The following is a 12,613-nucleotide window of genomic DNA, read 5'->3' as shown; positions in this document are numbered from 1 at the left end:
TTCGGCTCGAGGCCCTTCGCCCTCGCCTGGCAGGGTCCCGGTCGCAAAGCTCTCAACTGGATCGCCATTGCATGCGCCGCGTGCCGGCGCCGGGAGATCGCCATGAGCAAGGCAACCATCATCAGGGCAGGCTGGACGGGCATGGTGCTGTGCGCCCTGGCATTTTCCGCTGCCGCCGACGAACCGCTCAAGCTGGTCAGCGCCAGCTACATGCAGATCGATGCCCAGATCAAGTCGGCCATGGGCCACCCGAACGAGACCTGGCGCCTGAACGGACTGAAGTCCTATCTCGACGGCCATTACGACGAGGCCGTCGATCGCTTCGAGAACGCCGCCTCCTACGCCGACAAGCATTCGCAGCACTATTTGAGCCTGATGTACTGGTACGGGCAGGGCGTGCCCGCCGATCCGGTGCGTGCCTACATCTGGAGCGACCTGGCCGCCGAGCGCGGCGTGCGCCGCCTGCTGGTGATACGCGAAAAGATGTGGGAAGGCCTGAGCCCGGAGCAGCGCAAGCAGGTCGAACAGCTCGGCCCGGATTACTACGCCAGGTTCGGCGACGAGGTCGCGCGCCCGCGCGCCGACGACGAGATCCGCCGTTTCGCCCGAACCATGACCGGCAGCCGCATCGGCTACCGCAACCAGGCGATCGACATCGCCCAGGGCGGTCCGATCAATGGCTCGTTCGGCAACACCACGCCGGGCATGCTGGCGGCCTCGGAACAGGTGGTCGGGCATACCACCGGCGACCAGTTCTACGCCGACGACCGCACCCAGACCGCATCGTACTGGCAGGCGCAGGACGCCGAACTGGGCAGTGGCATCGGCAGCGTCGGCGTTGGCCCGATGGTGCCGGCGCGCGACAAGCCCAGGAACTGATCGAACCGGCCGCACCCCTCGCAAAGGAAGGAGATCGTCATGGAAGCATTGCTGTCCGTAGTCCTGGGCGCGGCACTGGCCGCCGCCCCGAGCGCGGCGCCGGTCGATGGCACGATCGCGGTCGTGGCCGAGACCGACACGATGGACGCGCGCCAGTACGACGAGCGCACGCGATTCTCCAGGACGCATCCCAACGAACTGTGGCGCCTGTACGGCAGCGACGCGGCCGCGCGCGGCGAATGGGAGGATGCGATCAGGCACTTCCGCCAGGCCGCGCGCTACGGCGACAAGTACTCGCAGCACCGCATCAGCCTGATGTACTGGCATGGCGTGGGAGTCGAGCGTGATCCGGCCATGGCCTACGCCTGGGCCGACCTCGCCGCCGAGCGCATGTACCCCAGCTTCTTGGTCCTGCGCGAGAAGATGTGGGAACAGCTGGACCAGCCCACGCGCGATCGCGCCCTGCGCGAAGGGCATGCGCTCTACGACGAATACGGCGACGAGGTCGCCAAGCCGCGGCTCGTGCGCGTCATGGCCCAGGGCAAGCGCCAGATCACCGGCAGCCACCTGGGCTACGTCGGCAACCTCGAAGTCACCGCGCCGCGCGGCAACGGCGAGGGGTTTGGCGCCGGCCATGACACGATCGACATGACGCCGATGTACGCCAGCTGGCGCTGGGACGCCCACCAGTACTGGGCGGTGGAAGACGCGATCTGGACGCACGGCAACGTCGAGGTCGGGCCGGTCAGCAACGGCAAATGATGCCGGGCGAGGTTCCCCACGCCGGATCGCAAAACCCCTAAGGTAATGCCCAGCTCGCTGGCAACCAGCACCGGTCGCCGGCGACGCCCGCTATCCACTTCAGGGGATCCCACATGCGCCTGGGCCTGGCGGCCAACCGCCTGCATCACCTCAGCGAAGACGCGGCGCTGTTCCGCTGGCTGCGCGCCTGCGAGCCGGGCATCCGCGAGCTGCAGATCAGCCTGCACGTGGTCGGGCGCACGTACGACGCCATCGCCGCCGCCGGCATGCTGGCCGGTTATCCGGGCCTGCGCCGCTACCCGTACGGGCGCGAGGGTGGACTGATGAAGCTGGTGGCGGAGGTGGTCGGCGTCGATCACGACGAGCGCACGCTCGATGGCGCGATCTACCTGATCGACCCGGTCGATCCCTCGTCGGTGTTTCCCGAGGCCGCCGCGCTCAAGCGCCAGTGCGTGATCCATGGCAAGCCGTACATCACCACCGTCGCCTCGGCCCGTGACTGGATCGAACTGGAGCGCATCCGCGCCGGCCTGCTTCCCGACCCGGCCGCCGACCGCCTGCACGATCTGGAGGGGCAGACCCTGGCGCTGATCGCCCACGACGCGATGAAGCCGCAGATGATGGCCTTCGCCGCCGAGAACTTCGATCTGCTCTCGCGTTTCGCCCGCCGTGTCGCCACCGGCACCACCGGGCAGCGGCTGAACGAGCTGGCCTGGAGCCGCGGCTGGCCGCAGGGACGGTCGTGGGTGCATCGCTACCAGAGCGGTCCGATGGGCGGCGACGCCCAGATCGCCGACCTGGTGCTGGAGCGGCGCTGCCAGCGCGCGATCTTCTTCGAGGACCCGCACGTGGCGCGCCAGCACGAGGCCGACATCCAGCTGCTCGAGCGCGCGGTGACCACGGTGACCGACGAAGCGGTGTGCATCACCGCCCCGGCCGTGGCCCAGCGCTGGGCGAGTGCGGCGGCAGAGCGCGCCAGACGACGCTGACGCCGCCGGCAGCCATTAAACTGCACGCATGGCAAAGCTCTATTTCTATTATTCGGCGATGAACGCCGGCAAGACCACGACGCTGCTGCAGTCGGCGCACAACTACCGCGAGCGCGGCATGCGCGTGGCGATCCTGACCCCGCGCCTGGACGACCGCGCCGGCAGCGGCACGGTGGCCTCACGCATCGGCCTGCGCGCCGATGGCATCGCCTTCGAGCGCAACGACGACCTGGAAGCGATCGTCCGCGCCGACATCCTCGCCCACGGCCCGCTGCACTGCGTGCTGGTCGATGAAGCGCAATTCCTGAACCGGGCGCAGGTCTGGCAGCTCAGTGAAGTGGTCGATGCGCTGCGCATCCCGGTGCTGTGCTACGGGCTGCGCACCGACTTCCGCGGCGAACTGTTCGAAGGCAGCCAGTACCTGCTGGCCTGGGCCGACGAGCTGACCGAGATCAAGACCATCTGCCACAGCGGCAAGAAGGCGACGATGGTGGTGCGCGTGGATGCGCAAGGCCGCGCGGTGCACGAAGGCCCGCAGGTCGAGATCGGCGGCAACGACCGCTACATCTCGGTGTCGCGCGCGGAGTACAAGAAGATCATGCGCGGCGAAGGCACGATCGAGCCGGCGCAGCAGTCGCTGCAGCTCACCTAGGGAAGGGATCGCTCAACCACAGCCGCGGACGATCGCACCGACTTCGCGCGGGATCGCCCCGCCGTCGGGTTGCGCGGTCTTCAACTGGTCCTGCAGCGTATCCAGGCGCGCCAGCGCCGGTACGCGGTCCGGCCCATGGCAGCGCAACTGCGCGGCATACGCCTGGGCGCGCCAGGCCGTGCGGCGAAGGTCGCGGTCGCTGTGCGGCATGCCCGCCAGCGCATCGAGCCGGAGCAGTGCGCTGTCGTCGCCTTCGAGCGCCTGTTGCCGCGCCAGGGCCAGTTCGGCTTCGCGCGTGTTCGGGTGGGTGGCGCCATAGCCGCTGCGGGTCAACGTGACCGCCTGCGCCAGGTGGGCCATGCCCTGCTCGCGCTGGCCCAGTGAAATCTCGATCTGACCGAGCAGTCGCTCGGTGTCGCCGAGCAGCGGGTGGCGCGGCCCCATCTGCGCCAGGCGCAGTTCGTGCGCCTCCTGCACGGCCTTGAGCGCGGCGCGATCGCGGCCCACCGCGTGCAGCACGCGGGCGTAGTCGTACAAGGCGTCGCCCAGGTGCGGTCTGTCGTTCTGCCGTCGCGCGATCACCACCGCGCGTTGCAACGCGGTCAGCGCGGTCGAGATCTCGCCGCGCTCCCACGCGACCTGGCCCAGGCGCCGCTGCAGTCCGCCCAGTTCGATCATGCCGCGACGGGTCTCGGCCGGATCGACGCCTTCCGGCGCCAGCCGCCGCTGCAGCGCGGCGATGGCTGCACGCAGTTCGGTCTCGGCCTGGCGATAGTGGCCCTGGTCGATGTGCAGCATCGCCATCTGCCGACGCAGCGACAGCGTCACCGGATGCTGGGCGCCATAGACCTCAAGCGCGATGGCGAAGGCCTCGCTGGCCTCGCGTTCGGCGGCGTCGACCTGTCCCAGTCCCTGTCGAAGCGACGCTACGCGGCTGCCGATCTCGGCGAGCAGGGCATGACGCTCGCCGACCTTCTGCCGAAGCTGCGTGCGCGCCTTGCCGTAGCCCTGCAGCGCGGCGCCGGTCTGGCCGGCATCGGCCTGCAGGTTGGCCAGGTCGATCAGGTTCTCGACCGTGCCGACTTCATCGCGATCGTCGCGACGCATCGCCAGTGAGCGTTCGAACAGCAGGCGCGCGCCCTGCAGCTCGCCGTTGTCGCGACGGCAGCGGCCGAACTGCGAGTAGTACTCGCTGATCTGCGGTGGCAGTTGCGCTTGTTCGCGTCGCGCCGTCGCCAGTGCCGGCATCATCAGGTCGATGCATTGCCGCGGCTCTCCCAGCAGGCGCAATGCCTGGCCGCGCTGGGTCAGCGATTCGATCTGCAGGCTCACCGGGATGTCGCTGGTGCTGGCGAGCACGCCGGCCTGGCGGTTCAGCAGCACCAGCGCTTCGCGGTAGTCGCCCAGCCCCATGCGCAGTCGCGCAATCACGCCGAGCAGTTCGGCGCGCGCCCGCGGCTGCCGTGCCAGCTCGCGGTTGCCGCGCGCAAGCGAGCCATCGAGCAGACCGCGCAGATCCAGCGCCTGGCCTTCCGGCGTACCGCGCGCGCTTTCGAACACGCCGACCATGAAGTCCTGCATCGCCTGCGCGCGACCGGCCTCGGCCACCGCCTGTCGGCCCTGCCAGGCGACGATGGCCAGCGCGGCACTGAGCACGACGGCGATCAAGCCACCGGAAGCCAACGACCAGCGATGGCGGCGCAGGTATTTGCCGAACCGGTAGCCGACGCTTTGCGGCCGCGCCAGCACCGGGCGACCGGCCTCGTAGCGGGTCAGGTCCAGCGCCAGCGCTTCGACCGAGGGATAGCGCTGCTCGGGCCGCTTGGACAGCGTCTTGAGGACGATGTTGTCGAGGTCGCCGGCCAGCATGCGCGCCTGCCGGCGCAACGCGTGCACATCGGCGCCGCTGTCCTCGCTCCGGTGCAGCAGCGTCTGCGAGGGACGTTGCGGATCGGCGGCGAGGATCGCTTCCTCCCACTCGGCATCGGTCTGACGCTTGAGGCGGTAGGGCTTGGTGTCGGTGAGCAGTTCGAACAGCACCACGCCCAGTGCATACACGTCGGTCATCGTCGTGACCGGCTCGCCGCGCACCTGTTCGGGCGCGGCGTAGTGCAGGGTGAAGGCGCGCACACCGGTGCGCGTCTGCTCGACCATCGGTGCATCGGAGTCGAGCAGCTTGGCGATGCCGAAGTCGAGCAGGCGCACGTCGCCGCTGGGCGTGACCAGGATGTTGGACGGCTTGAGGTCGCGGTGGACGATCAGGTTGGCGTGGGCGTGGCTGACCGCATCGCAGATCTGGTGGAACATCCGCAGGCGCTGCTCGATCGGCAGCTGGTGGTTGCGGCAGTAATCGGTGATCGGTTCGCCTTCGACGAATTCCAGCGCGAGATAGGGCAGTCCGTCGCTGGTGACGCCGGCGTCGAGCAGGCGCGCGATGTGCGGATGGGCCAGGCGCGCCAGGATCTGCCGCTCGCGCGAGAAGCGCACGCGCAGGTTGCTGTCGGCCAATCCCGGACGCAGCAGCTTCAGCGCGACGCGGCGCTGGTAGAGGCCATCGGCGCGCGCGGCCAGCCACACCTGGCCCATGCCGCCTTCGCCCAGCAGCCGTTCGAGCTTGTAGGGACCGACCTCGCCACCGGCGCGCAGGCCGGCAAGCGGGGCGATCAGCGGTTCGGAAAGGAAATCCTCGTGGTGCTCATCGAGGGTGATCAGCGTCTGCAGTTCGTCGGCCAGCGCCGGGTCTTCCTCGCGCAGGCGTTGCAGGCGCTGTTCGCGCGCCTGGTCATCGAGCTCGAACAGCGCGTCGAGCAATGGGGACAACCGTTGCCAGCGCTCGGTGTCCACGCCGCTGCCCCTGGGCCGGCCTCAGGAGTCTTTCAGCGACGCCAGCAGGAACAGCCGCGCCTTCTGCCAGTCGCGACGGATACTGCGCTCGGAACGCTCCAGCAGCGCGGCAATCTCCAGCTCCGACAGGCCGGCGAAGTAGCGCAGCTCCACCACCTGGGCCAGGCGCGGATCGACCGCGGCCAGCTTGGTCAGCGCGGTGTCCAGGCCGAGGGTGTCCTCGTCCAGGCGCAGGCCGCCTTCGACGTCGTCGGGCAGTTCGGTGACGCGGTGCAGGTCGCCGCCGCGTTTCTGCGCCAGGCGCTGGCGGGCGTAATCGACCACCACCGAACGCATCGCGGAAGCGGCATAGGCGAAGAAATGCGCGCGGTCGTCGAACTGCGCTTCACGCCGGCCGATCAGCTTGAGATAGGCCTCGTGCACGAGCGCGGTGGCATCGAGCGTCTGCCCGTGCTGGCCGGCGAGCTGGCGCCGCGCCATCGTGTGAAGTTCCTGGTAGAGGGTGGCGAGGACGCGGTCGAGCGCGCCACGGTCGCCTTCACGTGCAGCATCCAGCAGCAATGTGATATCGGCAGTTTCGGCCATAGGGAGCCCCCTCCGCAGTGGTCCGGACTATAACGCGTTTCACTGTTTTGGCCTGTGCAGGAAGGCCTTCACACCTTTCGGCTGTCGGACTTACCTCTGGCAAGTTCCGCACCACACCGTCGCGCGCTGGCCAATTGCCGCCTGTTTCAGTGGTCGCCCGCAACGCGGGCAGGACTCGCCACCGCGGCCGTAAGCCGACAGTTCCTGTTCGAAATAGCCCGGCGCGCCGTCCGGGCTGATGAAGTCGCGCAGCGTGGTGCCGCCACGGTCGATGGCATGGCCGAGGATGCGGCGGATCTGTTCGGCCAGTTGCCGGTAGCGCTCACGCGATACCTTGCCGGCCGCCCGCAGCGGCGACACGCCGGCGGCGAACAGGGCCTCGGCGACATAGATGTTGCCGACCCCGACCACGACCTTCTGGTCCATCAGGAAGGTCTTCACCGGCGCGCTGCGGCCACGGCTGAGCGCGAACAGGTAGTCGCCGTCGAAGTCATCCGACAGCGGCTCCGGGCCCAGGCCCGCCAGCAGTTCGTGGGTTTCGTCCGGGGCCTGCCAGAGCAGGCTGCCGAAGCGGCGTGGGTCGTTGAAGCGCAGCACCTGGCCCGAGTCCAGGGCCAGGTCGACGTGGTCGTGGGCGCGCACCGGGGTGTCGGCCGGTAGTACCCGCAGGCTGCCGGACATGCCCAGGTGCAGCAGCGCGCTGCCGGCGACGGTGTCGAGCAGCAGGTACTTGGCGCGACGACGGACCTGGTCGATGCGCTGGCCGGGCAGGAGCTCGCGGATCTCGTCCGGGATCGGCCAGCGCAGGTCGGGCCGGCGCAGGGTGGCGGTAACCACGCGACGGCCTTCGACGTGCGGTGCCAGGCCGCGACGGGTGGTCTCTACTTCGGGCAACTCGGGCATGGGGTCAGCGTACTATCCGGACATCCGATGAGTGGGGTCCGGGCACTCATTGGGCAAGGCAGCGAGGGTCAAGGTCGTCATGGGCACGAGCGCGGATCCGTCCAGCATTGCCGTCGACCTCAAGGTCGCCGCGGCTCCCGTGTTGCCGATGCCCTCGCCGGGACCGGCCCTGCGCGACTACGCGCTGGCCGAACTGGAAGCCGCCGTGGAGGCACTGGGCCAGGCCGGCGACGATATCCACGAAGGCATCCACCGCGCCCGCAAGGGCCTGCGCCGCGTGCGCGCGACACTGGCACTGGGCGACGGCATTCTCGGCCCGGGTGTCACCTTGATCGATCGCGAGATCAAGCACCTGAACACCGGTTTGTCCGGACTGCGCGACGCGCATGCCCTGGTGGAGACGCTGGGACGCATGCACAAGCGTGCCCGCAAGGACGACACGCGGCAGCTGTTCGCTCAGGCGCGGGCCGATGCCATCGCCGCCCGCACGGCCATTACCGAGGTGGAGCTGTCGATGGACCCGGCGCTGGGCCAGCGCCGCGGCCTGATCGAGGTGCTGGCGGCAGCCGTGCCAGCGCTCGACTGGGAGCGCCTGACGCCATCGGCGTCGCGGATGGCCTTGGCCGACAGTGACGACCGCAGCCAGGAGGCACGCGACATCGCCTTGCGGACGGGGCGCGACAACGACTGGCACCGCTGGCGCCGTCGCGCGCGCCGCGCGTCGCAGCAACGGCGCGCGCTGGAAGCGGTGGGCGTGAACGTTCCGGCGAGCGGGCCGGAAGTCTTCGACAAACGCACGACCGAGCGCCTCGGCGAGGCACAGGATCTGACCCTGTTGCTGGATCACTGCGGCAAGGGATCCCCGTTCAGCAAGGAGCACCGCCGCGCCCTTCGCGCCTACGCCGAACCGGCGCTGGCGCGGCTGCGCAAGCGGATTTCGACCGTCCGTCGCTGATTGCGCGGCCCGACCTTGCGGGTCGATGTGAACGACCCCATCACATCTTCCGCCCATACCGGCGCGCAGGGCGCTCCCGGACTGGCATGATCACTGTTATGGATCGAGCGTGTCTGCCGGTCTGATCTGTGCGTTTCCGGAGTTATTTCAATGTTCGTTTCATCCCTGCTCGATTTCCTTGCCGGCGGCATCCTCCAGGCCAGTTGGGTCGAGCTGCTCGTTTACCTCCTGGTCGTCACCCAGCTGACGATCTTCTCGGTCACGCTCTATCTGCACCGATCGATGGCGCATCGCTCCGTCGACTTCCATCCGGTGCTGGCGCATTTCTTCCGCTTCTGGACGTGGCTGACCACCTCGATGATCACGCGCGAGTGGGCGGCGATCCATCGCAAGCACCACGCCAAGTGCGAGACCGAGGAAGACCCGCACAGCCCGCAGTTCAAGGGCATCGACACGGTGATGTGGCGCGGCGTGGAGCTGTACCGCGAAGCGCGCGCGCAGCGCGATGACATCGAGAAGTACGGCAAGGGCTGCCCGGACGACTGGATCGAACGCAACCTCTACACCCGCCACGCAACGATGGGGCCGGTGGTGCTGCTGTTCGCCAGCTTCGCCCTGTTCGGTTTCGCCGGCGTCGCCGTGTGGGCGATCCAGATGCTGTGGATCCCGTTCTGGGCCGCAGGCGTGGTCAACGGCCTGGGTCACTGGTGGGGTTACCGCAACTTCGAGACCACCGACACCGCCACCAACCTCACCCCGTGGGGTTTCTGGATCGGCGGCGAAGAGCTGCACAACAACCACCACGCCTTCCCGAGCTCGGCCAAGTTCGCGCTGCGCAAGTTCGAATTCGACATCGGCTGGAGCGCGATCAAGCTGCTGGAGTCTGTCGGCCTGGCCAAGGTCCTGCGCGTCGCACCCACTTTGGACGTGCGCCCGAACATCGCCATGCCCGACGGCGAGACGCTGAAGGCACTGCTGGCGATCCGCTTCCAGGCGATGACCGACTACTACCGCAACGTCACCCTGCCGGCGCTGCGCGAGGCCAAGTTCAAGCTGCCGCGCAGCCTGCGCCAGGGCCTTGCCGATGACGGCCGCTGGCTCGACGACGACAAGCGCGCCAAGCTGCAGGCCTGGCTCGCCGAGCGCCCGAGCATGGCCACGCTGGCGGACTTCCGTCAGCGCCTGGCGCAGGTGCTCGACGAGCGCTCGCACGACGCCCAGGCCACGCTGACCAAGCTGCACGCCTGGTGCACCGAGGCCGAGGCCAGTGGCAACCAAGCACTGCAGGCATTCTCGGCGCGGCTGAAGGGCTACGCCCTCGCACCGGCACACGCCTGAGCACCTCGCGCGTGATGCCTCCGGTGTTGCGCAATGACACGCCCGTGCCGAAAGGTGCGGGCGTTTCTTTTGCGCTGCTGCTGGCGCTGGCTCTGATGCCGGTGGTGGCGTCAGCGCAGGTGCAGGCCACCGGCGACTACCTGTCGCGCATGGACGGCGACGGCGACGGGCGCATCGCCTTGCCCGAGTACCAGGACTGGATGAGCTACGCCTTCACCCGCATGGATGCCGACGGCGACGGCGTGCTGGTCCCGGCCGAACTTCCCGGTGGACGCGGCAAGCCGGTCAGCCTGGCCGAGCACCGGCAGACGCTGGCGATCACCTTCGGCCGCCAGGACCGCAATCGCGACGGTTACCTGGACGCACGCGAGCTGGCATCGCCGCCGCAGTAACCCACACACCCGTTCGTCCTGAGCGTAGCGCAGCGAAGTCGAAGGACCGCCCGCAGCGCTGTCGGCCCGGGTCCTTCGACTCCGCGCCTGCGGCGCTACGCTCAGGACGAACGGGGGCCTTCCCTCGCGGCGAACCGTGCCTCCCCCGCGCCGAGCCGTTGCCAGCCCCCCACCCGGGCAGGCGTAGCATCTGGGTCCTGTACCGCCAGACCCGCTGCGCCCATGGCCATCGCTGCATCCCACCCGCTCGACCTGCCTCGCCAGCACCTGTTCTGGCTGCTCCACCTGGGTGGCTGGATCGCCTATTTCTCGCTGGGCTACCTGTCCGCCATCGCCCACGGCAAGCCATCGGGCTACTGGATCGTGCCGCTGACCGCGGCCGCCACCGGTGCGATCGCCACTCTCGGCCTGCGCTACCTGCTGCGCGCCTGCTGGGGCCTGCCGCCGCGGCGGCTGATGATGGTGATGGTGGTCCCGATCCTCGCCAGCTCGGCGGTGATGGACCTGACGACGCGCACAGTGCTGGTCGAATTCTGCGAAACCTGCGTGCCGGCCAACCGCGCCGCCTACGTCGCCTATGCGCTGAGTTACATCTACGTCGTGCTCGCCTGGGTCGGCCTGTACCTGGGCGTGAAGTACTACGGCCAGTTGCAGGACGAAACCCGGCGCGCGCTGGCGGCACGCACCATGGCCCACCAGGCGCAGCTGAAGATGCTGCGCTACCAGCTCAACCCGCATTTCCTCTTCAACACGCTCAACGCGATCTCTACGCTGATCCTCGATCGCGACAACGCCACGGCCAACCGCATGGTGCAGGGACTCTCGGCGTTCCTGCGCCACTCGCTCGACAACGATCCGATGCAGCGCGTGACGCTGCGCCAGGAACTCGACGCGCTGACGCTGTACCTGGACATCGAGAAGATCCGCTTCGCCGAGCGCCTGCGCATCGAGACCTCCATCGACGAGGATTGCTGGCGCGCGCTGCTGCCGAGCCTGCTGCTGCAACCCCTGGTCGAGAACGCCATCAAGTACGCGGTGGCCAAGCAGATCGCAGGTGGCCTGCTGCGCATCGAGGCCGAGCGCGAAGGCGCGCAGCTGGTACTGCGCGTGATCGACGACGGCCCGGGCTGTAATTCGCTGGAGGGCGGAGAGCTGCCGGCCGGCAAGGGCGTGGGCCTGCGCAACACGCGCGAGCGCCTGAGCGTGCTCTACGGCGAAGCCAGCGGTTTCGGCGTGCGCAACCGCGAGCGCGGCATCGAAGTCACGCTGCGCCTGCCGTTCGAAACCTCCCAGACGATCGGCGAGTGAGCGTGAGCATGGACCGGGCGAGAAACGAACGCGGTCACAACGGCAACGGCGCACACCACGCGGCCGAGGCGGCGACGAAACTGCGCGCGATAGTCGTCGACGACGAGCCGCTGGCGCGGCGCGGCCTGGAGATCCGCCTGGCCGACCACGCCGACATCGAGCTCGTCGGCCAGTACGGCGATGGCGCCGCGGCGATCGCCGGCCTGCGCGAGCATCGCCCGGACCTGATGTTCCTCGACGTGCAAATGCCCGGCATGGACGGCTTCGAGACCCTGCGCAGCATCCCCGCGGTCGAGATGCCGCTGGTGGTGTTCGTCACCGCCTACGACCACTACGCCATCCGCGCCTTCGAAGCCTCCGCCACCGACTACCTGCTCAAGCCCGTGGACGACGCGCGTTTGCACCAGGCGCTGGCCAAGGTCAGGCAGGCGCATTCGCAACGCGAAGCCCGCGGCCACTGCGCGCACCTGCTGGGCCTGCTGAGTGAACTCAGCGGCCATCCGATGCTCGACCTGGACGAGGCGCTGAAACCCGATGCGCTCGAACAGCTGCGGCGCGAAGACAAGCTCGCCGTGCGCGATGGCGGGCGCACCGTTCGCGTCGACCTGGGCAGCATCCGCTGGATCGACGCGGCGGGCGATTACATGTGCATCCACACCGACAGCGAAACGCTGGTGCTGCGCGCGACCATGCGCGACCTGGAAAAGCAGCTGGACCCGCAGCGCTTCCCGCGCATCCACCGCTCGACGATAGTCAACGCCCGTCGCGTGGTCGAAATGCGTCCGCACACGAACGGCGAGGGCTACCTGCGCCTGGACTGCGGGCAGGAGCTGAAGCTGTCGCGCAGCCATCGCGACAAGCTCGATCTGCTGCTGTAACGCCAACCCGCTCCGAACGTCCCCTCCGGCGCCCGTTCACGATCGAACTCGGGCTCGTCAGTCTCGCCCGTGGCAAGAAGCGGGCCAGATCTGCACCCTCCGTGCCGCCGAAACGCTTCAGCGCGCCC

General features: G+C 68.8%; 12 protein-coding genes. 9 read left to right on the top strand and 3 right to left on the bottom strand.

Going from position 1 to position 12,613, the window contains the following annotated elements; all coding sequences use genetic code 11:
- Positions 1 to 102: 102 nt before the first annotated feature.
- The 4 genes from HIV01_RS13215 to HIV01_RS13200 all read left to right on the top strand — a co-directional run bounded on the left by HIV01_RS13215 (position 103) and on the right by HIV01_RS13200 (position 3,282).
- Positions 103 to 879 carry an SEL1-like repeat protein gene (locus HIV01_RS13215; protein WP_200607805.1) on the top strand — a complete coding sequence of 259 codons (777 nt, stop codon included), beginning with the start codon at positions 103 to 105 and terminating at the stop codon, positions 877 to 879.
- 39 nt (positions 880 to 918) lie between these two features.
- Positions 919 to 1,641 carry a tetratricopeptide repeat protein gene (locus HIV01_RS13210; protein WP_200607803.1) on the top strand — a complete coding sequence of 241 codons (723 nt, stop codon included), beginning with the start codon at positions 919 to 921 and terminating at the stop codon, positions 1,639 to 1,641.
- Between the two features lie 113 nt (positions 1,642 to 1,754).
- Positions 1,755 to 2,630: a methylglyoxal synthase gene (locus tag HIV01_RS13205; RefSeq protein WP_200607802.1), complete on the top strand. Its 876-nt coding sequence runs from the start codon at positions 1,755 to 1,757 to the stop codon at positions 2,628 to 2,630.
- Positions 2,631 to 2,658: 28 nt separating this feature from the next.
- A complete protein-coding gene (locus tag HIV01_RS13200) occupies positions 2,659 to 3,282 on the top strand; it encodes a thymidine kinase (RefSeq protein ID WP_200607800.1) in 624 nt (207 codons plus the stop codon).
- A gap of 12 nt (positions 3,283 to 3,294) precedes the next feature.
- On the opposite strand, the gene HIV01_RS13195 is transcribed toward HIV01_RS13200, so the two are convergent.
- The 3 genes from HIV01_RS13195 to mutM all read right to left on the bottom strand — a co-directional run bounded on the left by HIV01_RS13195 (position 3,295) and on the right by mutM (position 7,614).
- Positions 3,295 to 6,126: a serine/threonine-protein kinase gene (locus HIV01_RS13195; RefSeq protein WP_200607798.1), complete on the bottom strand. Its 2,832-nt coding sequence runs from the start codon at positions 6,124 to 6,126 to the stop codon at positions 3,295 to 3,297.
- A 21-nt stretch (positions 6,127 to 6,147) separates the two neighbouring features.
- On the bottom strand, positions 6,148 to 6,711 hold the full coding sequence (locus HIV01_RS13190) for an ECF-type sigma factor (protein ID WP_158731879.1): 564 nt from the start codon (positions 6,709 to 6,711) through the stop codon (positions 6,148 to 6,150).
- A 90-nt stretch (positions 6,712 to 6,801) separates the two neighbouring features.
- Positions 6,802 to 7,614, bottom strand: a complete 813-nt coding sequence (gene mutM, locus HIV01_RS13185) for a bifunctional DNA-formamidopyrimidine glycosylase/DNA-(apurinic or apyrimidinic site) lyase (RefSeq protein WP_200607796.1) — start codon at positions 7,612 to 7,614, stop codon at positions 6,802 to 6,804.
- 79 nt (positions 7,615 to 7,693) lie between these two features.
- Here mutM and HIV01_RS13180 point away from each other — a divergent pair, with 79 nt between their 5' ends.
- The 5 genes from HIV01_RS13180 to HIV01_RS13160 all read left to right on the top strand — a co-directional run bounded on the left by HIV01_RS13180 (position 7,694) and on the right by HIV01_RS13160 (position 12,485).
- On the top strand, positions 7,694 to 8,569 hold the full coding sequence (locus HIV01_RS13180; protein ID WP_200607794.1) for a CHAD domain-containing protein: 876 nt from the start codon (positions 7,694 to 7,696) through the stop codon (positions 8,567 to 8,569).
- Positions 8,570 to 8,719: 150 nt separating this feature from the next.
- On the top strand, positions 8,720 to 9,907 hold the full coding sequence (locus HIV01_RS13175) for a DesA family fatty acid desaturase (RefSeq protein WP_200607792.1): 1,188 nt from the start codon (positions 8,720 to 8,722) through the stop codon (positions 9,905 to 9,907).
- A gap of 95 nt (positions 9,908 to 10,002) precedes the next feature.
- Entirely contained in the window at positions 10,003 to 10,299 is a 297-nt protein-coding gene (locus HIV01_RS13170; RefSeq protein WP_245157003.1) for an EF-hand domain-containing protein, read from the top strand.
- A 222-nt stretch (positions 10,300 to 10,521) separates the two neighbouring features.
- Positions 10,522 to 11,607: a sensor histidine kinase gene (locus tag HIV01_RS13165; protein WP_200607788.1), complete on the top strand. Its 1,086-nt coding sequence runs from the start codon at positions 10,522 to 10,524 to the stop codon at positions 11,605 to 11,607.
- A complete protein-coding gene (locus HIV01_RS13160; protein ID WP_245156802.1) occupies positions 11,604 to 12,485 on the top strand; it encodes a LytR/AlgR family response regulator transcription factor in 882 nt (293 codons plus the stop codon). Before HIV01_RS13165 ends, HIV01_RS13160 begins: the two co-directional genes overlap by 4 nt.
- Positions 12,486 to 12,613 lie beyond the last annotated feature (128 nt).

The sequence above is a fragment of the Lysobacter arenosi genome, from assembly GCF_016613475.2.
Lineage (GTDB): Bacteria > Pseudomonadota > Gammaproteobacteria > Xanthomonadales > Xanthomonadaceae > Lysobacter_J > Lysobacter_J arenosi.
This window is presented reverse-complemented; position numbering and strand designations above follow the sequence as displayed.